We start from the raw sequence: 20,965 nt of genomic DNA, 5'->3' as shown, positions 1-20,965 counted from the left end.
GACGGCGGGGCCGGTGTCGGCCGATCGGTGGGCCGCGGGGTGTGGGGTGTGGGGTCGGCCTGGGCCGCGGGAGCGGCCAGCCAGAGAGCGGGAACTGCGGTCAGGATCGCGGTGAGCGCGGCTATGCGGCCGCGTCTGCGTCCGGATCGGGACACGGAACATCCTTTCGGCCAGCCGGAGATCGCCCGGCATGTGGGGAGAAGAAGGACGTTCACGCCGATGGAGCGCGTGTTCGCAATCCGGGATGGTTGCACCGGACATTTCACGCAACAAGAGAGAAGGCGTCAGTGTGGCGCGAAGCAACCGAGAATTTACGGAGCACAGTCAACTCACCGTAAAGCACAGGGCTTCCTCTGTATCGGCACAGGGGATTCCCCTGTATCGCCCGTGTCGGCGGCTTCCGCGCCCGCCCGCACGGGGAACGCTTGGCGTCGCAACGACGTCCCACCGTGGACCTGTCCTGACCACGCTTGGGGACATCGCGAGGCATCGCCGAACCGGCGCCCGATCACTCGCCGTTGTGGCCCTCATTGTTTCAGCCGCTGCCTGTGTGTCCGGCACCAGGTCTTCCGCGCCCGCAACCAGTCGCCCCTGGTCCCTGTTTCCGTGGGGTCTTCGTCCTCTTCGTCCGCGGTAACGGCGTCCGTCAGCACGGTGTCCGTCGGCGTCGGCGGCTCCACCCGTCTGTGCCTGAGTGGCACCGTCATGGTTCTCAACTGAGCGTCGTCGTGGTCCCGCAACCGTCGTCGTGGGGCTACGACGACGGTCTGACGTGCACTAGCTGGCACCATAGCCGCGTCTGAGGCCCGAATCGATCCCCGAGGAACGACGACGTCGACCGCAACTCCGCCTCACCCGGGCCGACCGCCCTGACCGTGGCCCGTACGGTTCCGTCGGTCGCTTCTGCCGCCACCACCGTCAAAGGCCCCCTGACCACCTCGACCGACGTCCACCCGTAGGCGGATGATCCGTACAGAGTGATGACGACCTCGTCCCCCACCTGCACCTGCAGCGGTGGCCCTTGCCGCTCCCCAGCACGGTGGACCACGTCCACCTGCCTTGCCTCGTCGTGTGCCATGTGCCGAAAGCTAGCGGCGAAGCTCTTCACGTGAAGGCGAATGCACGGAAGGCGATGTGGATGTCGATCAGGGGCCCCGCAGTCGTGCGTGTAGTAGAGCTGACGCTTGACTTGAGGGGTTGTCAGGTGCTCTGGGGTGCAGGTCAGGAGAGCCACTGCATCTGGCATGGCGCCGGCAGAAAGGAGCGTTTCATCATCTAGCGCCCGTAGTTGCCGGGGCAGTACTGGTGGCGCGGCCGCAGGTCGCGGGCCCGGTGCGGTCGCCGCCCAGGCGAGGATGGCTGAGGTCCTGGCACTCGTGCAGCGATCGGGAGAGGGCTGTTGCGATACTGGCGCGATGAGCCTTGAGGAGCTTCTGAATGCGGTGTCACGGCGGGCGTCCGAGTGAACTGAGTGGTGATGCGTCGGCAGTAGCTCGAGAGGCTGTGGGAGGAAACCGAACGCCCGACCGGTTGCCAGCGTTCCAGCCCGGGAAATCTGATCGTTCCCCGCTCGGCCGACGGCTGCTCCTCGGTGCGAACCGGACAGCCGGTGTGGCGCGCCGCTCGGCTGTCCGTCAATGCCGGTCACGGGTGGACGAGGAGTCGGCTCATCGTTGTCCCGTCCAGCGCAGGTTCAGTACCGGTTCGGACGAAGTCTCCCGGGAGCGGTCGGTCCCACAGGTGACGAACTCGGCACTGTGATCCTGGAGTTCGGCGACGGTTTCCTGCCCTCCCCACGCACCCAGGCGGGGGGCACCCAGGCAGTCGACGGGAAGGTGCACTTCCCCATGGTCGTCTGCCCGCCCCACGTGAGTCGCGGGGCGGGCAGATCGCCGGGTTTCAGGGATGTCAGTGTCCGCTGACGGCGAGTTCGTAGTCGCCGATCAGGTCGCCGAGCAGGGTTCCGGCGGTGAGGTCGCTGGTGACGTGGCCGGCCATGTAGACGCGGGAGTAGAGGATTTCGTCCTGCATCCACTCGTAGTCCTCGGCGCGGTGCGGGGAAAGGGCGCCGAGGAAGGTGACGGCCGCTGCGGAACGGGCCGCGTGCCGGGAGGGGTAGGAGTACGGGCCCTTGGCGCCGGGCTTGATGTGCTTGTCGGGGCGGAGGGACGGGTCCAGGACGAACGGGGCCGGCTGCTTGTCCTTGGCGGCCAGCTGGTCGCTGATCGTCTTGGCCAGCTTCAGGGCCGCCTTGAGCTCGGCCTTCTCCGCCGTGCCCTGGGCGGCGGGGATCAGTTCACGCTGGTCGTGCAGGTACAGCTTCCAGATGTCCTTCTTGCCGTAGAGCTCCAGCCAGGTCGCGGCCTTCTTCCCGGCCGCCGTGCGGGTCTTCGCGAGCTGCTGGTCCGCACGGAGTTCTGCGGTGCGCTGCGCGGCCGACGGCGCCGCCGGGACCTGCTGCGCGGCCCAGGCGGCGAACGCCTTGTCGTCGCGGGTGGTGCCGTGCGCCTTCTTCCACTGCGCGAAGAGGGCGTCCGCCTTCGTGCGCTGAGCCGCCGCCTGCTTGCCGATCGGGGCGATCTCGGCGTCGGTGAAGAGCGTGGGCGGCGGGTTCTGCTTGATCAGCGCCGTCGCGCCGGGCTTCTTCTTCGCGGAGCCGCCGGTGGCGGCCGCGACCAGCTGCGGTCGCATCACGCCGACGGCGACGGCCGCGACGGCGAGCAGTGCGATCAGGGCGTACGGCCATTTGATGCCGCGCAGGACGTTCATGCGGCGGGGGTCCTTTCGTAGAGCGGTACCGTGCTCGCCCCGGTGGTGAAGTGGGTGCGGGCGAGGCGGCGTACGTCGTTGTCGGGGAGGCCGGGGGTGAGCAGGGACTGGCCGACGACGTACTTGCTGAGGGAGACGGGCCTGCCGCCCAGGTTCAGCAGCAGCCGGTCGGCCGGGGCCGGCCGGACCCCGCCCTTGGTCTCGATGAGCACGTGGCCGGGGTCGAGCGCGGCGGTGCGGTCGCCGTGGTGGCAGGTGAGTGCGCCGTCGAGGGTGACGCGGGTGCCGTGGTCCAGGTCGGCGAGCGCCGCCCGGACGTAACGGACCTCTGCGGCGGGGGCCAGCTCCTCGGCCGTGACAGGGATGCCGGAGGCGGCCAGTACCTCGTCCACGAACTCGGCTGCCTGCGCGCCGAGTTCGCCGTACGCGGCGGCCGGGACCTTGAGGGCGTGCTTGACCGTGGCGCCGCGGCCGTCCTTGGTCTTCACCTCCACCCGGCACAGCCCGTCCTCCGCGTACAGGCGGGTACGGACCTTCCAGCGGCGGCGGCGCCGCTGGACGTGGGTCCGCCAGGCGCCGAGCTGCTCGGTGTCGAAGTAGGTGCTGAGGTAGCTCGTCGTACGGCGGCCGGCCAGGTCGAGGACGTGGTGGCTGTCGGCGAGCCGGGCGACGAGGTCACGGGCGCGGTCGAGCGGGAGGAGGTACTTGCGGTCGGTGCGGTGCTGGAGGGCTGCGGCCGCGTCGACCTCGGCGAGCGTGGCGCCGCGTAGGGCGTCGAGGCCGAGGTCGGAGGCGAGGCTCATGCGGCGGTCACCTGCTCGCGCGGTTCGGCGTCCTGGGCGGTGGCGGGCTCCCCCGGTACGGCGGGGTAGCGGGCGGAGACCCGGGTGGTCTCGCGGACGTAGTCGACCTCGTCGACGACCACGGACAGGGGTGCCTGGCCGAAGCGGAGCGCCACGTCGTGGGCGATGAGTGCGGGCTCCGGGTAGATCCGGTCGAGGGTGAGCTTGACCGTGCGGGTCGGGGGCTCGTAGGACTTCGGGTCGTCCACCAGCAGCACCGCCAGCAGCAACACGGCGTCCAGTACGACGACCAGCCACATCTGCCGGTGCGGCAGCCCCGTGCACAGGGCGATGACCAGGGTCACGAAGGTGTACGCGACGTCGCGTAGAGTGAACGCCGCGCTGCGCAGCCGGACCAGGGAGAGAATGCCGAAGAGGCCGAAGCCGACCCCGGCCGGGAACTTCCCGGCGCTGATCGTGCTCATCGCGGCGAACAGTCCGACGTTCAGCGCGGCCAGCACCAGCGGCATCGCCGGGGCGCTGGGGCGGCGCCGGTAGAGCCAGCCGACCAGGATCAGCAGCGCGATGACGTCGAGACCGCCGCGGGTCATCAGGTCCATGGGCGCTATGTGGCCGGCGATGCCCTTGGCGGCGAGCACCAGTGCGTGCATGTCTGTCCCTTCCGTCCCGGCGCGTGGGAACGGCGGACCGGTCGCGGTCCGCGGAGCACCGCGACGTGAATGACGGTAGGGAAGTCACATGAACAGACCATGAAGCCTCCCCGGCGCCTGGAATCCGGACACCTGCGCGGGGGGCTAGCCTGACTGGCATGCACTACGTGGTCGTCGACGACGAGACCCGCCTCACGGACCTGGTCGTCCGCTACCTCGGCGAATCCGGGCACACCGCCGAGGGCCACTACGACGGACCGTCCGGGCTCGCCGCCGCCCGTGACCCGCGTGTGGACGCCGTGGTCCTCGACGTCATGCTGCCGGGCATGGACGGGGTCGAGGTGTGCCGGACACTGCGCGACGAAGGCATCGACACCCCCGTCATCCTGCTCACCGCGCGCGCCGCGATCAGTGAGCGGGTCGCCGGCCTTGACGCTGGCGCCGACGACTACCTGGTCAAGCCGTTCGCCATGGAGGAGCTGCTGGCCCGGCTGCGCGCGATGTCCCGGCGCCGCCCCGAGCAGCACTCCGGGCGTCTGAAGGTCGGCGACCTCGTCCTCGACCCCGAGCAGCAGCGCGCCTGGCGGGGGGAGACCGAACTCGACCTCTCCCGCCGCGAGTTCGATGTATTGAGGGTGCTGATGGCGAACGCCGGGTGCGTGGTCACCCGTCTCCAGCTGCTCGACGAGGTCTGGGACGGCGAGACCGACCTGCGCAGCAACGCCATAGACGTGCACGTCTCCAAGGTGCGCGCCAAGGTCGACCGGGCCTTCGGCCGTACGACGATCACGACCCTGCGCGGACGCGGCTACCGCCTGGAGACCACCCCATGACCCTGCGCGGCCGGTTGCGGTCGTGGTTCCGGCGGCTGCCCGTCGTCACGCGCCTCGTGCTGGCCGTCGCCATCACCATGTCCCTGGTGCTGACCGGGGCGGCCGGACTGGTCTACTGGCGGGTCAGGACCGCCCTCGACCAGCAGCTGAACGACGACCTGACCACCTACCGGCACAGTCTCGACCAGGCGGTGCGCACCGGAACCCGGCTCCCTCCCGGCCCCAGCGGCAGCCTCCAGCAGGTCCTCGACGCACACGGCCGCGTCCTCACCTCCAGCGACTCCCTCCGTCACCAGCCGCTGCTCACCCCAGCCGAACTCCGCGCCGTCACGCATGGCGCCACGGTCCGGCGTGACGTCGGTTCCCTCCTCTCGATCACCCCCGACACCCTGCGCCTCCAGGCGAAACGCATCACGGCGGACGGACAGCCCCGGATCGTGATCGCCGCCGTCCGGCGCGGCCACCGCGACGAGGCGCTGCGCGAACTCCTCGCCCAACTGGCCATCGCCTCCGGCCTGACCCTCATCGCCGCCTCCTACGTCGGCTACCGCACCGCACGCGCCGCCCTGCGCCCCGTCGAGCGTTACCGCAGCGGGGCCGCCACCCTCGCCGACGGCGCCCAGAACCTGCGCCTGGACGTGCCGGCCGACCACGACGACGAGATCACCCGCCTCGGCCACACCCTCAACCACATGCTCGACCGCCTCGAGGAGTCCGCCGAACGCGAGCGCCGGTTCGTCGCGGACGCCAGCCACGAGCTGCGCACCCCCCTGTCGCTGCTGCGGGCGGAGGTCGATGTCGCCCTGCACCGCCCCCGCTCGGCCGGGGAACTCACCGAGACCCTGCGCTCCGTGGACGCCGAGGTCCAGCGCCTGATCGACCTCTCCAACGCGCTGCTGGACCTGGAGGAACTCGGCAGCACCCAGCACATCAGCCGTGCCCCCGTGGAACTCGCCGACCTCGTCGACGCCGCGGTCGGCCCGCATCTGCGCACCGCCGAGCGGGCCGGGCGTGCGGTGACCGTCGACGCCGCCCGCGCGACCGTCGACGTCGACGCCCGGTGGCTGCGGCCCGCGATCGGCAACCTGCTCGACAATGCCCTCCGCCACGGCCAGGGGACCGTCCGCCTCACGGCCACCGTCCACTACAACAGGCTCCGGCTGTGCGTCAGCGACGATGGGCCCGGCTTCCCGCCGGAGTTCCTGCCCCGGGCCTTCGACCGCTTCGCCCGCGCCGAGGCCAGCCGCACCAGCGAGGGATCCGGCCTCGGGCTCGCCCTCGTCCATGCGGTGGCCACCGCCCACGGCGGCACCGCACACGCCGAGAACACCGGGCGCGGTGCCTCCGTCACCCTCGATCTGCCCTGCTGACCAGCGCACAAGCTCGGCAGCCGCGTACGGTGAGGGCATGGCCCCGCCTCTTCCCAAGCTGAGAGCGCGAGTTCGATTCTCGTCACCCGCTCCACGCGAAACCCCCAGGTCAGAGACCCGGGGGTTCTTTGTTGCCGAGGGCGTTCCCTCTGTTTCCGGCTCGGCGAACGTGTCGAGATCGGGCACGCGGAGGGCACGAGTGCTCCGCACATACGCGCCCACCGTTTCCCCGGGACTGAGTGCACGGCGATGACCTGCCACTTTGTGTGCCCGCCACATTCCTTCCGGCGAGCGAGCCCTCAGCCTGCCGTTCCCAGGTAGGCCGGGTGGCGTCATCGCCCGAGGTGAGGCTGGAGCCAGGCGGTGTGGTCCGGTCCGTAGCGATAGGCGCGGAAGACCGCGTTCTGGGCGCCTCGGGAGGATTCCAGACCCACGCCGGTGCCGAAGGCGCCGAAGTGCGGGACGACGTATTCCCAGACGACGTCGCCGTCGGGGGTGACCTCGAAGAGGCGGCCGAAGGAGCCCTCGGCGATGAAGGTGTTGCCGTTCGGGAGGCGCTGGGCGCTGGACATGTAGGGGCTGTAGAAGTTCTGGGGCGGGTTGTCCTCGTACGACCAGACGATCTTCCGGGTCGAGCGGTCGACCTCGATCACGCGGGAGTAGGGGACGGAGGTCTCGTCGCGGTAGGAGCCGTTGTCGAAGATCAGGATCGTGCCCGAGTCCAGTTCGTGGGGGTAGTGCTGCTGGGCCAGCGTGTCCGGGCCCAGCCGCCAGGTGACCTGTGACGTGGCGCGGTCGATGATCACGGCCGTGGAGGCACTGCGGAAGCCGACCATGATGCTGCCGTCGCGCAGCTCGTTGACCGTGTTGGCCATCGGCCAGTGTTCGCGGGCGAAGTGGCGGTTCAGGGGGGTGTCGTCGATTGGCAGGTGCTCGAACGACGCCCAGCGCCAGAGGATTTCGCCGTCCCAGGTCATCTCGTAGACGACGTCTCCCCAGATGCGGCCGTCCGGCGCCTCCGTGCCGGGGATGCCGCCAGGGATGCGGGCCGCGAGCGCGGGCGGGACCGGTTCGACGGCGAGGAGGATCAGGTTGCCGTTGGCGAGCAGGCTCGCGTCGTGGTGGTGGTAGGGGTGGCGGGCCTCGCGGAGGACCGAGCCGTCAGGGGCGATCAGTTGGAGGATGCCGCCGTGGTAGACGTCCCAGATGGGGAAGAGGGGGGCCGTTCCGGTCTGCTTGCCCTGGTAGAACAGGGTGCCGTCGGGGAGGAGCCGGGCGTGGCGGCCGGGTGGGTGCGGCAGGCTCCACTGGTGGGCCACCTCGCCGTGGATGTCCACGAGGTACACGTCTCCCGTGCCCGCGATGGGGGTGTAGAGGGTGTGGCCGCCGTAGCTGCGGGCGGGGTCGTACGCGCGCAGGCCGGTGCCTCGGCGGCGCAGGGTGTTCTGGTCAACGGTCGTCATGATGTCCTTCAGCGGAGAGTTACGGCGGTGGAGTCGGCGGCCGTGAGCGGCGCGCGGTCGATGTGCTGGAGGAAGGTGGCCCGGTCGGGTGTTGCCGACAGCTGCTGCGTCGACTTCGCCCAGGCGCCCTCGGCGAGGAGGAGCTTCAACAGAGGTTCGTCGAGGGTGACTTTGTAGTCGTACGAGGTGGAGTGGCCGTTGACGAATGCCGGTTGGACGGCGCCCGCGGCCTGGGAGACGACCGCCTTGCGGGCGGCGGCCGGGTCCTTGGCCATGGCCTTCGTCGCGGTGGTCAGGGTGCGCAGGACGGCTGTTGAGGTGGCGGTGCTGGTGCCGCGGGCGGTGATCAGCAGCGTTCGGTAGGTGTAGCCGTCGTAGCGGAGTTCGCGGTACTTGGTGCCGAGCGTCGTCCTGGTGGCGTCGTAGAAGCTGGGGAAGGTCAGGCCAGCGTCGATGTCTCCGCGGGCGAGGGACGGGGTGACCTGGTTCGGGGCGAGGTTGACCAGGGTGACGTCGGCCGGCTTCAGGCCCGCCGCGGTGAGCATGCCGCTGAGCGCGTACTGAACGTTGGTGCCCTCCGGCAGGCCGATCTTCTTGCCCTTGAGGTCGGCGAACGTCGTGATGCGGGCGGAGGTGGTGGTCAGCAGGCGCCAGTCGGTGAAGCCGGAGAGGGCGGCGAGGATGTTGATCTTCCGGTTGGCGAGGATCGCGGACACGGCGGGCAGGTCGCCGACGACTGCGTACTGGGCTTGACCGCCGAGAACGGCGTTGAGGGCGTCGCGGCCGGTGGTGAAGGACTGGAGCTTGGGGGTGAGCTTGTTCGCCGCCCAGTCCTTGTTCTCGGTGGCGGTGTAGACGGGGGCGCCGCCGAGGTAGTCGCTGCCGGCGATGGTGACCTGGGTGGTCGTGCTCTTCGTGTGCGTGCCGCAGGCGGTCAGCAGGGCGGTCAGGGCGAGTACGGCGGCCATCAGGCCGCGCGGTGTTCTGCGCATGGAGATCCTCAGGAGTCGGTGCCGAGTTGGGCGACGATGCGCGCGTGAAGGGGGTGTGGGGCGGCCCGGTCCGGCGCCGGGTCGTCGCCGGGCCGGTGGTCGGCGATCACGCGTCCGGGGTCCGCGGCCATGACGACCACCCGCTGGGAGAGGGCGAGGGCCTCGTCGACGTCGTGGGTGACGAAGACGACGGTGGTGCGGGTGCGTTGCCACAGCCGGGCCAGCAGTCGCTGCATCCGCGCCCGGGTGATGGCGTCGAGCGCCCCGAACGGCTCGTCCATCAGCAGGACTTGGGGCTCGGCCGCCAACGCCCTCGCCAACGCGACGCGTTGCCGCATGCCGCCGGACAACTGTGCCGGGTACTTCTCGGCGGCGTCGGCGAGTCCGACCGAGTGCAGTGACTCCAGGGCGCGCTCACGGCGCTCGGCCCGTGGCAGACCGAAGCGTTTCAGGGCGAACTCGACGTTGCCGCGAGCGGTGAACCAGGGCAGCAGGGCGTAGTGCTGGAAGACCATGCCCCGGTCGGGGCCGGGTCCGGTGACCGGGGCGCCGTCCATCAGGACCCGGCCGGAGGTCGGTGTCACGAACCCGGCGATGGTGTTGAGCAGAGTGGACTTGCCACAGCCGGTCGGGCCGAGGAGGGAGGTGAAGGAGCCGGGGGCGAACTCCAGGTCGGTGGCGGAGAGGGCGAGGGAGTCCTCGTAGCGGACTTCGACGCTTTCGAGGCGGACGACGGCGCTCATGAACCGCTGCTCCAGTGGACGAGACGACGGCCGGCCGTGCTGATCAGCGCGTCGGCGAGCAGGCCGAGCAGGCCGAGTTCGATCAGGCCGACGAACATGTGGTCGGTGCGCAGGAACTGGCCGTCGACCTGCAGGCGGTAGGCGATGCCGCTCTGCGCGCCGCCCAGCTCGGCGGCCACCAGGGCGAGGAAGGCGAGTGAGGCGCCGTAGCGGAGCGCCGCCACGACCGAGGGGGCGGCCGCCGGCAGCAGGACCTCGGTCAGCCTCCGCCAGGCCGGTACGCCGAGGGTGCGCGCCGCGCGGAGGTAGTCGGCGGGGACGCGGGCGACGCCGTCGTGGACGTACAGCCATACGGCCAGGAACACGGCGTAGGCGATGACCAGGTGCTTGGCCCGCTCGCCGATCCCGAACCAGGCAGTGACCAGCGGCACGAGCGCGATGGCCGGGATCGGGCGCAGGAACGACATCACGGGGCCGACGAGCGCCGCGACGCGAGGACCGTGGCCGGTGACGAACCCGAGCGCGACCCCGGCCGACGCCCCGGCCGCGAAGCCCTGCCCGGCGCGCGCCAGGCTGGCCCGCAGATCGACGGCCATCGTGCCGTCCGCCCACATCGCGTGCGCTGCGCGCAGGGTCTGCCAGGGCGTGGGGAGGAGCCCCTCGCCGAGTACGCCGGCCCGTGCGGCCACCCACCACAGGGCGAGCACGAGGACCGCCGAGGCGAGCGGTGCCGTGGCTGGGCGGAGAAGCTTTCCGAACCCGCCGCCGGGCGAGCGGGGTGGCGCGGCCGTGTCGGGGGGCCGCGCCGGACGGGCCGACGGTGCTGTGCGGGCCATGGCGCGGCTCCTCAGGACGGGTCTCCCGGGTCTCCCCGAGACAGCGATATTGACGACGTCAATAATTCGCGTGGTTTATTGCCACAGCGTGTCGGCACCATGAAGCCTCATCCGGGCGCCTCGGCCCACGCCTCCGGCTCACCTCGCCCCTGCGCTACCGTCGGTCCCGTGCGCCGACCCGACCCGACCCCCGAGGCCCTGGCCGTCGGATCCGTGATCCGAGGACACCGCAAGCGCCTCGGTGTCCCGATGGCCGAACTCGCGGCCCGCTCGGGCCTGTCCCAGCCCTTCCTCAGCCAGCTGGAGCGCGGCCTGACCACCCCGAGCCTCGCCTCCATCTACAAGATCGCCGAAGCCCTCGGTCTGCCGCCGGGCATCTTCCTGCGCCCCTCCAGCACCTCCGACACCGTGGCCCATGAGGAGGACCCCCAGGTCATCCGGGTCACCGAAGGCACCGGACAGTTCGCGCGCGTCCTCATCCCCGGCGGCCAGAGCGACGTCATGGAGGCGTACGAGCAGCACTTCACGCCCGGGCAGGGCGAGCGCGGTTGGTTCGAGCACACCGGGGAGGACTTCATCTACGTCCTCGAAGGCGAGGTCGACCTGGAGCTGCGCGACCAAGAGCCGATCCGGCTGCGGGTCGGCCAGAGCGCCCACCACCGCGGCGACATCCCCCATCGCTGCCGACTGGTCGGCACGACACCCGCCCGTACCCTTCTCGTTGTCACCCTGGGGCGGTGAGCGGGCGTGGGGTTTCCGGAGACTGCGCCGCCTGATTGCGCATGCAACAGCGGTCGCACACGCCTGGCCGGGCTTGCGCCTGGTGCACCTCTTCCAAGGACGAGACAGAGCTGCCGAACCGCCTGAGCCGAAGCCGTGCCCAATCCGTGCCCGTAAGGGCGGACAGCCACGGTCAACAGGGGTGCGAGACGACCCTCGCGACACCGCACTTGAAAGACATCTACGCAGGTCAAGGCGGTAGAGGCCGCGCAAGCGCCCTTGCTTCCCAAGCTGAGAGCGCGAGGTCCTTTCTCGTCACAGCCCCACGGCGGCGGCGTAGGCCATCGATGCCACCGGCCGCAGTTCCAGCTCACCGATCAGCTGCCCGTCGTCGACCCGAGTTGTGACCACGAAGTGTCCTCCTTCACCTGATGGGCCAGAGTGGGACGGTCAAGCGGTGCGTTCGGCCAAGAATTCAGCCAGGGATCTCCACTGCTCGCGTGCCTGCGAGCTGACACCGAGGGCCCCCACCGCATCGACGGCTCGGGCGAGGTGCTCCTGGGCGTAGCGCCTGGTACGGGTGCCGGCGTCGGCCTGCTCGAGTACGGTGGTGATGCCGGCAACATCGCGGTCGTGACCGGCGTCCAGCAGCGTCTGCAACTCGGTGCCCGTCTTGGGTGTTTCGAGGGTCAGGGCGACCGGCAGGCTCCGCTTGCCCGCGGCCAGATCGGCACCGACCGGCTTGCCGGTGAGCGCTGGGTCGCCCCACACGCCGAGCCAATCATCGACGGCCTGGAACGCCAGACCCAGATCGAGACCGGCACCGCGCATCACGACGGAGGTGTCCCTGTCGGCCCCGCCCAGCAGAGCGCCGAGTTGACATGCCGCCCCCAGCAACGCTCCGGTCTTGCCCCTAGCCATGCGCTCCCACTCCGCCGCTCCCACCCCCGGACGCGCGGCGCAGGCCAGATCGTCGGCCTGCCCGGAACACAGGCCCAGAAGCGCCTCCACCAGCACCTCGACGCAATCGGGCTGGCTGGTCAGCTGAGTTATCGCCAGCGCCAGCAACGCGTCCCCCCCCCGCACAGCAGCGCCCGTTCGACACCCCATACCGTCCACGCCGCAGGCCGACCACGACGAGTCCGGTCACGGTCCATGACGTCGTCGTGCAAAAGGGAGAACTCGTGCACCGACTGCACCGCCACCGCCCCGGACACCACCACCGTCTGACGAAGCACCGCAGGCTTGCCCGATGGTGTCGGCGGCCAGAAACACCATGGTGGGCCGCACCATCTTCCCGTTCCCGGCTGTCTCGGGACGGCCGAACCGGTCGGTCAGGCCGCAGTGATAACCGGCCACCACCGCCAGGTCCGGATGCAATCGACTCAACACACGCCGCAACACCGGCACCATCACGCCCCCGGCCCGCCCCAGAAGGACGGTCCCGTCCGATTCGCCGACGGCCAACTCAGCCATCACCAAGCAGAACGCCGAGAGGCGCCGCGAATCCGCGAATTCCCGCCGCCGCCAGATCCGTAATCATCAGCGCCATCCTCCCCAGCGGGAAAGCCCTGCAATCGCCCGAAATATCAATCCAGCGTACGAAGCGGCGAACAGACGGTCGTGCCGCAGAGTGCCGGCCCGTCCGTGGCCCCGGTTGCCGATGCGGCGCGTTGGAGGCCGCCCGAGTACACGACACTGCGCAAGCATCAACTGGCCATGTATGAGAAGCAGGGCCTCGGCCTCGGCCGCACCGCGGTCGCCACCCCATCGGGATGGGCTACCGGGTCTGTGGACGCTTCGAGTGCCCACGGCGGGCGGCGTCGCTGCTCGGCCATCCACTGCGGATCGGACCCGATCGCCGGCACGTTTGTGCGCGGCCCCGTGGTGCGGACAGCCGTGGAGAAGCCGCCCCGGTCGTGACGCGACCTGAACAAAGATGTCGGCTTCTGTGCCGTATAACGATCGGCCGTAGTCAGATCCAGGATGTGCCAAGGACTGGGACTGAGCATGCTCAGTGTTTCTGGGCGGGGGTGCTGTGACTGGCGGGAGGATGGGTGGGTGCTATCCCGGGTCCGGGGTCTGACTCCTGACTTGTCTGACCAAAGTGTCCCGGTGTCACAGTGTCGGCCGTTGGCCGGGGATGGCGCGTTGTCGGTACCGGGCCGACGGAGCGTGTCCCGATAGCACCTCTGTGTGTCAAGCGGCCTGATCGAGCTGGTCTCGTTGGTCGCGTTTCATGATCCGGTAGACCACGTTGGACAGGCGGCGTTTGAGGGCTCTGCGGGCTTCGGCGGGTGTCTTTCCTTCCGCGATTTTGCGTAGGTAGTAGTCCTGTCCGCGGCCGCCGTTGCGGATTTGGCAGATGGCGATGATGTGCAGGACCGAGTTGAGCGCGCGGTTGCCGCCGGTGTTGAGCCGGTGGCGCACGTTGTTGCCGCTGGAGGCGTCCAGGGGTGCGCTGCCGGTGTAGCTGGCGAAGTGGTGCTCGGTGGGGAAGCGGCTGACATCGCCGACGTGGCCAATGACCTTGGCGGCCAGTACCGTGCCCAGACCCGGCAAGGTGGTCAGCATGGTGCGGGTCGCGGTGAGAGTGTCACGCATCTCGGCTTCGTTGTCCTTGACCTGCCTGTCCAGGCGACGCAAGTCGGCCAACAGGTCGCGGGCTATGTCCCGGCGGCAGGCATCGGTGGCGGTCATGGGCCGGGTGCCCTTTATGACGGCGGCAGCCTTGTCGGCGGACAGGCCAGTGGGGACGCCACCGGGCAGCAGGTCGCGCAGGATGGCGTGAAGCCGGTTCAGCACGCGGGTGTGTTCGTGGACCAGGTCGTCGTGCCGTTCGGTCAGCAGCCGCAGGATCGTGGTCTGGTCCTCGGGCTCAACGGGCCGCGGATCGTGGCGGAACAGAGCAACTTGGGCGACGTGGCGGGCATCGTTGGAGTCGGTCTTGCGGTCACCGCCGGTGGCCAACAGCCGGGCCCGGGCCGACAGGGTGGAGGGGACGTCGACGACGTTCTCGCCTGCGGCAGCCAGCTGCTGGGCGAGCGTGCGGCCCAGGCCGCGGGCGCCTTCGATGGCGAAGCGGCGGTCTGGCCACTGCGCGCACCAGCGCATGAGCTGGCGGAATGTGCCGGCGTTGACGGTGAACCGGCGCTGAGCGACCTGATGGCCTGCGGTGTCCACGGCGACGGCGGTGTGGGAGGACTTGTTGGGATCGACACCGATCAGGATCACAGGATCGCCTTGCACTCGATGAGGAAGGGGGCAGGCGGTGGGCATCCTGACTTGAAGCCAACGTGTCATCTTCATGTCTCTGTCGAGCCACACCGCGTGGGTGCCGGCCGGCGGCGGCACGCTATCGGTGAGCCAGCCCGCCAGGGGCGGCAAGGAGCCTACGGGCCCGTGCCGACCGGCACCCTGGACGCTACGGCTGCAGACCGTGCGTCTGGGCTCGATTGAACAAGTCAGGGGCCTGCCGATCGTTGTTGCGTCCTCACGATTCTGACCGTCCGGCGCGGCCCGGTGCCGGCAACGCAACGCGCCATCGGATCGGAAGGAAGGGGCATGTCCAGATCGGCCATGTCCGGTTCGCCGCCTGCTTCGCAGACCCGTCGTCGTCGCCCTGCGGGGGAGGTGGTGCTGGGAGTGGACACGCACCGGGATGCCCATGTGGCTGCGGTGCTCTCGGTGATGGGGGCGGTGCTTGCCACCGGCGAGTTCCCAGCGACCGCGGCGGGATACCGCGACCTGCTGAAGTGGGCCAGGAAGTGGGGAGCCGTGAGGCGGGCCGGGGTGGAAGGGACCGGTTCCTACGGGGCGTCCCTGTCCCGCTAATCTGCTGGCCCAGGGCCTGGACGTGTTCGACGTGAATTGGATGGACCGGGCAGACCGTCGTCGGCGCGGCAAAGCAGATCCGCTCGATGCCCAGAACGCGGCGCGAGCCGTGCTGAGCGGGCGGGCCCGCGCCCGGGCGAAAGTGGGCGACGGGCCGGTGCAGATCGCGAGAATGTACAGACTCGTGAAGGCGTCGGCTGTCAAAGCCCGCACCCAAGCCATCAACCAGCTCAAGTCCGTCCTCATTACTGCTGACCCTTCCCTGCGGGAAGAACTGGCCGGACTGGGCAATGCCGAACTCTTCCGGACTTGTGCGCTGTTCGCCGACGTGAGCGGTCACGAGGAGGCCGGTGACGAGGTGGTGCTGCAGGCCACTCGGATCACGCTGAGCCTGCTGGCCCACCGGATCGGCCAGCTCTCCGAGCAGATCCGCAATGTGGACGCTCGTCTGACCCGCCTCGTGAAAAGTCATGCCCCGCAGCTGCTCGACGTGGTGGGCATCGGTCCGGATACGGCCGTCGCCTTGTTGATCACGGTCGGAGACAACCCGGAACGCCTGGACAGTGAAGCGTCCTTCGCTGCGCTGTGCGGGGTCAGTCCTGTCGAGCGTTCCTCGGGACGCCGGCAGTTCCGTCGCCTCAACCGGGTGCCGACCGTCAGGCAAATGCCGCGCTCCATCGCATCGTGTTCACCCGTCTGCGGTCGACCCGCGCACCCAGGACTACTACGAGCGCCGCATCAAGGAGGGCAAGACCCGACGCGAAATCGTCCGATGCCTCAAACGCTACGCGGCCCGGGAGGTCTTCCACCTGGTCAGACAGCTACAGCCAGGACCCCGCTCATAGGGGCTGTCGTGACAGATGAGAGGGTCTGACGCGTGAGTGAGACACCGTCGAACACCCTGCAATACCGCTTTGACGGGCCAGAAGAGGCTCCCGTCCTGATCCTGGGACCCTCACTGGGTACCACATGGCACATGTGGGACCGCCAGGTGCCGGAGCTGACCCGTCAGTGGCGGGTCTTCCGGTTCGACCTGCCGGGCCACGGCGGAGCCCCCGCCCACCCGGTCGGCTCCGTCGGCGAGCTGGCGGCCCGCCTGCTGGCCACGCTGGACGCGCTCGGCGTGCAGCGCTTCGGCTATGCCGGCTGTGCGCTGGGCGGCGCGGTCGGCATCGAGCTGGCCCTGCGCCACCCCGAGCGGCTCGCCTCGCTCGCGCTGGTCGCCACCTCGCCCCGGTTCGGCACCGCCGACGAGTTCCGCCAGCGCGGAGTGATCGTCCGTACCAACGGGCTCGACCCGATCGCCCGGACCGCGCCCGACCGCTGGTTCACCGGCGGGTTCGCCGCGGCGCAGCCCGCGATCACCGAGTGGGCCGTCCAGATGGTGCGCACCACCGACCCGGGCTGCTACATCGCGGCCTGCGAGGCCCTCGCCGGGTTCGACGTCCGGCCCGAGCTGGGCCGGGTCGGGGCGCCGACCCTGGTGCTGGTCGGCTCCGAGGACCAGGTCACCGGGCCGGCCGAGGCCCGCACCCTGGTCGCCGGGATACCGGACGCCCGGCTCGCGGTCGTCCCCGGCGCCTCCCATCTGGTGCCGGTCGAGCAGCCCGCCGCCGTCACGGACCTGCTGGTGCGGCACTTCTCGACGGCCTGGCAGCAGCCCTACGACACCGGGCAGACGGCCCTCCCGGCCGCCCCGGTCAACCCGGCCCTGACGGCGGCGCCGCAGGTCGTGCCCGTCGCCGAGATCGCCCCCGCCGTCGTACCGCCGCAGCCGCTCGGGCCGCCCGACCGGTACGAGACCGGGCTGAAGATCCGCCGCGAGGTGCTGGGCGACGCGCACGTGGACCGGGCGCTGTCCCAGGCCGACGAGTTCTCCGGCGACTTCCAGGCGTTCATCACCCGCTACGCCTGGGGCGAGATCTGGGACCGGCCCGGCCTGGACCGCCGTACCCGCAGCTGCGTCACGCTCACCGCGCTGGTCGCCGGCGGTCATCTGGAGGAGCTGGCCTTCCACACCCGCGCCGCCCTGCGCAACGGCCTCACCCCGGACGAGATCAGGGAAGTGCTGATGCAGGCGGCCGTGTACTGCGGCGTCCCGGCGGCGAACAGCGCGTTCCGGGTGGCCCAGCAGGTCATCCGCGAGGAGACCACCATCGCCGAGTGAGGCCCCGGGCGGCCGCAGACGGCAGGATGGGGAGACATGAAGCTCACCAAGAAGTCCCACGCCTGTGTCCGGCTCGAGAAGGACGGGCGGACGCTCGTCATCGACCCCGGAGGGTTCAGCGAGGAGGACGCGGCTGTCGGTGCGGACGCCGTCCTGGTCACGCACGAGCACCCGGACCACTTCGACGAGGGCCGGCTGCGGGCCGCCCTGGAGGCGAACCCAGCGGCCGAGATCTGGACCCTGAAGTCCGTCGCGGACCAGATCGCGGCGGCCTTCCCCGGCCGGGTGCACACCGTCGGCCACGGCGACACCTTCACCGCCGCGGGCTTCGACGTGCAGGTCCACGGCGAGCTGCACGCGGTGATCCACCCGGACATCCCGCGCATCACCAACGTCGGCTACCTGATCGAGGGCGGCAGGGTCTTCCACCCCGGCGACGCCCTCACCGTCCCCGACCGGCCGGTGGAGACGCTGATGCTCCCGGTGATGGCCCCCTGGAGCAAGATCTCCGAGGTCATCGACTACGTCCGTGAGCTGAAGCCGCAGCGGGCCTACGACGTCCACGACGCCCTGCTCACCGACCTCGCCCGCCCGATCTACGACCGCCAGATCGGCGCCCTGGCCGGAGCGGAGCACCTGCGGCTGGCCCCGGGAGCCTCCGCCGAGGTGTGAGCCGGGACCGGTTGTCACACCCGCCGGGTAGGTTGTGAGGCATGCGCATCGCTACCTGGAACGTGAACTCGATCACCGCCCGCCTTCCGAGGCTGCTCGCCTGGCTGGAGAGCAGCGGCACCGACGTGCTCTGCCTCCAGGAAGCCAAGATCGCCGAGGAGCAGTTCCCGTTCGACGCGCTGCGCGAGCTGGGCTACGAGTCGGCGGTCCACGCCACCGGCCGGTGGAACGGCGTGGCGGTGCTCTCCCGCGTCGGCCTGGAGGACGTCGTCAAGGGCCTGCCCGGCGACCCCGGCTACGACGGCGAGACCGAGCCCCGCGCCATCGCGGCCACCTGCGGCCCGGTCCGCGTCTGGTCGGTGTACGTGCCCAACGGCCGCGAGGTGGACCACCCGCACTACGCCTACAAGCTCCAGTGGTTCGAGGCCCTGAAGGCCGCCGTCGCGGGCGACGCGGCCGGCAGCCGCCCGTTCGCGGTCATGGGCGACTACAACGTGGCGCCGACCGACGACGACGTCTACGACGTGGCCGTCTTCGAGGGTTCCACCCATGTGACCCCCGCCGAGCGCGCCGCCCTGGTCTCCCTCCAGGAGGCGGGCCTGTCCGACGTCGTCCCGCGCCCCCTGAAGTACGACCACCCGTACACGTACTGGGACTACCGCCAGCTCTGCTTCCCCAAGAACCGCGGCATGCGTATCGACCTGGTGTACGGCAACGCGCCGTTCGCGGGGGCCGTCAAGGACTCCTACGTCGACCGCGAGGAGCGCAAGGGCAAGGGTGCCTCCGACCATGCGCCGGTGGTGGTCGACCTGGACGTGTGATGCCACGCTGGGTCCATGCATCTTCCGTTCCTGGGCCACCGGCACCACAAGAGCGGTGACGCGGCACCCCCGGCCGACCCCGAGGCCATCGCCGCGCTCCTGTCCGAATGTGAACTGCTCCGCTCCCAGGCGGAGGAGGCGGGCGTCCGCCTCGACGACACCCCGGATTCCCTGGAGGCGCTGGACCAGCTGCTCCCGCGCTGGCGCGAGGACGCGGAGATCCTGCCCTGGCTGGGCAACGACGCCGGGCTGTACCTGGGCACGGTCGTGGTGCGCACCGTGCCCGGTGCCGCCTGGCGGATCCGGTCCGACGGCGAGCCCGTCGTGCGGCTCGCCTCCGGCCGCGAGATAGAGGTGGCGGCCTCCGGCCGGGAGTGGGCCGCGAGCGGTGTCCCCGAGTTGTCGCAGCTGTACGCGGAGATCGCCGAGGCATGACACCCCGGGTTGCGGAACCCGGCGATCGCGGGCGCGTTCAGCGGGAGTTCCTCCATGCCGGGAAACTCATCGCGTCGAACCTCGACTACGATTTGCGGTTCATCCCTGTGGTGATGGTGATCTCGCCGATCTGCATCGGGATGTGCTGCTGCCAGGTGGGGAGCCCCCCACGGCCCTGAAACCGTAGGGGGCGGCAGTTCACACGGGCCAGGCTCGTCCGGCGGCAGCCGGAGATCACTGCTCGCGCAGGGGGACGGACACGTACGACGGGTCGTCCGACGGCGAGGAGAAGGTCAGCTGCGCGCCGGACGGGTTGTGCTCGATGTAGAGCGGATCGACCGTGTCGACGACCAGTGCGAGGCGGTGCCCGGCCGGCACGTCGTAGGCCGTGGAGAACAGGTCCAGGTCCACGCCGAATGGCTCGCCGGGCGTCCGTCCGTGCCACGTGTAGGGCGCGTTGGTGACCAACTTGCCGAAGCCGAGCGGCCCCACGTCGTACAGGTAGGCGACGAGGGTGCCGCTCTCCTTGGTCGGGGTGAGCGTGGTGTGCAGCGCGGCCGTGCCGCGCACCTGCTGGGCCGTGCCGTACCGCTCCGACTGCCACACAGCTGCCCAGCGGCGCGGCAGCAGCGGGATCGAGGCGACGGGCGGCAGTTGGGCGACCTGGTCCAGGATGCTGGAGAGGAAGACGATCCCGCCGTCCGCGCCCGAGTCGATGTTCGCGTGGATGGTGGTGGAGCCCGCGAGCGCCATCTTCCGGCGGGTCGCGCCGACCGACTTCCAGTCCGGGTAGCCCTCGTATCCCCCCGCGCTACGGGACTTGAGCTGGACGGGCTGTTCGCGGTCGATGCCGTTGTCGGCGCCCTTGAGGTAGCGGTCGAACCAGCGCCCGGTGTCCGTCCACACGTCGTTGGGCAGCCCGAACAAGCCGGTCAGCTCGGCGGTCGCGTGGTCGCCCGGTCGCAGCTCCAGCCGCTTCGGGACCGTCAGTTTCTCGTAGAAGTCGGCGTACTGGTTCACCGGGAAGATCGTGTCGCCCCAGGCGTTGGCGAGCATGACGGCGGCGCCGTTCTTGTTCAGCTGATCGACGTAGGTCGCGACGGAACGTTTCCGCCCCCAGTCGATCATCTCCTGTTCCTTGGACAGGTTGGAGGAGTACAAGTTGTTGAAGATCTCGCGAAGTTCCGGGCTCTCCCGGCCGGTGAGCGTGCCCGCGCCGTCCAGCACGGCCGCCGCCTGGATGTGCTGGGTACGGCCGGAATAGATCGAGTCGATCAGGTCGGCCCAGCCGCTGAGCGCGGCGACCGCCTTGATGCGCTTGTCGTGGGCGGCGGCGAGCAGGCTGATGCCGGCACCGTAGGAGACGCCCGCCATGCCGACGTGCTCCGGGTCCGCGGGGGTGTTCGCCAGCGCCCAGTCGATCACCTTGGAGGCGTCCGCTATGTCCGGCGGACCCGCCACTTCTATCTCGCCGCCGGACTGCCAGAACCCGCGCACGTTGTACGTGAGCACCACATAGCCGGCGTCGGCGAGCTTCTGCGCCTGGGCGAGATACTCCGCCTGGGGCAGGCCCCAGCTCGTGGGCAGCACGATGAGCGGGTAGCTGTGCGAGCCGTCGGCGCCGACCGGCGTGACGACGTTGGCCTTCAATACGGTGCCGCCGTCGCCGCTGATGTCCACGAAGCGGACGGACGACGCGGCCTGGGCGGCCGGAGCCAGACCGACGACGGTACCGGCGATCAACGCCGCCGAAACGACTCCGACGGCGGAGGTGCGCAAGGTGGTGCGACCTTGTCCCATGGGTCACTCCTCACTCGTGTCAGTGCAAAGTGACTCGACGGTAACCGCCGGACCTTA

18 protein-coding genes and 2 pseudogenes are annotated in these 20,965 nt (G+C 70.2%); 9 read left to right on the top strand and 11 right to left on the bottom strand.

Annotation, left to right across the window (positions count from 1 at the left end; translation table 11 throughout):
• Positions 1–1,908: 1,908 nt before the first annotated feature.
• The 3 genes from ACZ5DS_RS11580 to ACZ5DS_RS11570 are packed head-to-tail and all read right to left on the bottom strand — an operon-like array spanning position 1,909 to position 4,222.
• Positions 1,909–2,769: a phosphatase PAP2 family protein gene (locus tag ACZ5DS_RS11580; protein ID WP_468236247.1), complete on the bottom strand. Its 861-nt coding sequence runs from the start codon at positions 2,767–2,769 to the stop codon at positions 1,909–1,911.
• Positions 2,766–3,572, bottom strand: coding sequence for a polyphosphate polymerase domain-containing protein (locus ACZ5DS_RS11575; protein ID WP_468236244.1), 807 nt, complete (start codon positions 3,570–3,572; stop codon positions 2,766–2,768). The genes ACZ5DS_RS11580 and ACZ5DS_RS11575 overlap by 4 nt, the downstream gene beginning before the upstream one ends.
• Positions 3,569–4,222: a DUF4956 domain-containing protein gene (locus ACZ5DS_RS11570; RefSeq protein WP_468236242.1), complete on the bottom strand. Its 654-nt coding sequence runs from the start codon at positions 4,220–4,222 to the stop codon at positions 3,569–3,571. Before ACZ5DS_RS11570 ends, ACZ5DS_RS11575 begins: the two co-directional genes overlap by 4 nt.
• A gap of 158 nt (positions 4,223–4,380) precedes the next feature.
• Between ACZ5DS_RS11570 and ACZ5DS_RS11565 the strand changes: the two genes are divergently transcribed.
• Both ACZ5DS_RS11565 and ACZ5DS_RS11560 read left to right on the top strand, forming a co-directional pair.
• Positions 4,381–5,055, top strand: coding sequence for a response regulator transcription factor (locus ACZ5DS_RS11565; protein ID WP_468236239.1), 675 nt, complete (start codon positions 4,381–4,383; stop codon positions 5,053–5,055).
• Positions 5,052–6,425: a sensor histidine kinase gene (locus tag ACZ5DS_RS11560; protein WP_468236237.1), complete on the top strand. Its 1,374-nt coding sequence runs from the start codon at positions 5,052–5,054 to the stop codon at positions 6,423–6,425. Before ACZ5DS_RS11565 ends, ACZ5DS_RS11560 begins: the two co-directional genes overlap by 4 nt.
• A 332-nt stretch (positions 6,426–6,757) precedes the next feature.
• On the opposite strand, the gene ACZ5DS_RS11555 is transcribed toward ACZ5DS_RS11560, so the two are convergent.
• Genes ACZ5DS_RS11555 through ACZ5DS_RS11540 form a run of 4 tightly spaced genes read right to left on the bottom strand, consistent with a single transcriptional unit; the run spans position 6,758 to position 10,459 of the window.
• Complete coding sequence (locus ACZ5DS_RS11555; protein WP_468236234.1) at positions 6,758–7,888, bottom strand: aryl-sulfate sulfotransferase; 1,131 nt, start codon at positions 7,886–7,888, stop codon at positions 6,758–6,760.
• Between the two features lie 8 nt (positions 7,889–7,896).
• On the bottom strand, positions 7,897–8,880 hold the full coding sequence (locus ACZ5DS_RS11550) for an ABC transporter substrate-binding protein (RefSeq protein WP_468236231.1): 984 nt from the start codon (positions 8,878–8,880) through the stop codon (positions 7,897–7,899).
• An 8-nt stretch (positions 8,881–8,888) separates the two neighbouring features.
• Entirely contained in the window at positions 8,889–9,623 is a 735-nt protein-coding gene (locus tag ACZ5DS_RS11545; protein ID WP_468236228.1) for an ABC transporter ATP-binding protein, read from the bottom strand.
• Entirely contained in the window at positions 9,620–10,459 is an 840-nt protein-coding gene (locus ACZ5DS_RS11540) for an ABC transporter permease (RefSeq protein WP_468236226.1), read from the bottom strand. The genes ACZ5DS_RS11545 and ACZ5DS_RS11540 overlap by 4 nt, the downstream gene beginning before the upstream one ends.
• A gap of 168 nt (positions 10,460–10,627) precedes the next feature.
• Here ACZ5DS_RS11540 and ACZ5DS_RS11535 point away from each other — a divergent pair, with 168 nt between their 5' ends.
• A complete protein-coding gene (locus ACZ5DS_RS11535; RefSeq protein ID WP_468236223.1) occupies positions 10,628–11,200 on the top strand; it encodes a helix-turn-helix domain-containing protein in 573 nt (190 codons plus the stop codon).
• Between the two features lie 429 nt (positions 11,201–11,629).
• On the opposite strand, the gene ACZ5DS_RS11530 is transcribed toward ACZ5DS_RS11535, so the two are convergent.
• From ACZ5DS_RS11530 to ACZ5DS_RS11520, 3 genes are all read right to left on the bottom strand, one after another.
• Positions 11,630–12,289, bottom strand: a complete 660-nt coding sequence (locus ACZ5DS_RS11530) for a polyprenyl synthetase family protein (protein ID WP_468236439.1) — start codon at positions 12,287–12,289, stop codon at positions 11,630–11,632.
• A complete protein-coding gene (locus ACZ5DS_RS11525; RefSeq protein ID WP_468236437.1) occupies positions 12,229–12,378 on the bottom strand; it encodes a polyprenyl synthetase family protein in 150 nt (49 codons plus the stop codon). The genes ACZ5DS_RS11530 and ACZ5DS_RS11525 overlap by 61 nt, the downstream gene beginning before the upstream one ends.
• Positions 12,379–13,378: 1,000 nt before the next feature.
• Positions 13,379–14,413, bottom strand: coding sequence for an IS110 family RNA-guided transposase (locus ACZ5DS_RS11520; protein WP_468236220.1), 1,035 nt, complete (start codon positions 14,411–14,413; stop codon positions 13,379–13,381).
• Between the two features lie 345 nt (positions 14,414–14,758).
• Here ACZ5DS_RS11520 and ACZ5DS_RS11515 point away from each other — a divergent pair.
• From ACZ5DS_RS11515 to ACZ5DS_RS11490, 6 genes and pseudogenes are all read left to right on the top strand, one after another.
• A pseudogene (locus ACZ5DS_RS11515) lies at positions 14,759–15,858 on the top strand (IS110 family RNA-guided transposase).
• 32 nt (positions 15,859–15,890) lie between these two features.
• Entirely contained in the window at positions 15,891–17,180 is a 1,290-nt protein-coding gene (gene pcaDC / locus ACZ5DS_RS11510) for a bifunctional 3-oxoadipate enol-lactonase/4-carboxymuconolactone decarboxylase PcaDC (protein ID WP_468236217.1), read from the top strand.
• A 36-nt stretch (positions 17,181–17,216) separates the two neighbouring features.
• Entirely contained in the window at positions 17,217–17,852 is a 636-nt protein-coding gene (locus ACZ5DS_RS11505; RefSeq protein WP_468236214.1) for an MBL fold metallo-hydrolase, read from the top strand.
• Between the two features lie 41 nt (positions 17,853–17,893).
• Entirely contained in the window at positions 17,894–18,673 is a 780-nt protein-coding gene (locus tag ACZ5DS_RS11500; RefSeq protein ID WP_468236211.1) for an exodeoxyribonuclease III, read from the top strand.
• A gap of 15 nt (positions 18,674–18,688) precedes the next feature.
• Positions 18,689–19,108, top strand: coding sequence for a DUF6278 family protein (locus ACZ5DS_RS11495; RefSeq protein ID WP_468236208.1), 420 nt, complete (start codon positions 18,689–18,691; stop codon positions 19,106–19,108).
• A gap of 44 nt (positions 19,109–19,152) precedes the next feature.
• Positions 19,153–19,254 (top strand): annotated as a pseudogene (locus ACZ5DS_RS11490) (amino acid ABC transporter permease); the annotation flags it as partial.
• Between the two features lie 88 nt (positions 19,255–19,342).
• On the opposite strand, the gene ACZ5DS_RS11485 reads toward ACZ5DS_RS11490, so the two are convergent.
• A complete protein-coding gene (locus ACZ5DS_RS11485; RefSeq protein WP_468236205.1) occupies positions 19,343–20,908 on the bottom strand; it encodes an alpha/beta fold hydrolase in 1,566 nt (521 codons plus the stop codon).
• Between the last annotated feature and the right edge of the window lie 57 nt (positions 20,909–20,965).

The sequence above is a fragment of the Streptomyces sp. NPDC031100 genome (assembly GCF_055570785.1).
This window is presented reverse-complemented; position numbering and strand designations above follow the sequence as displayed.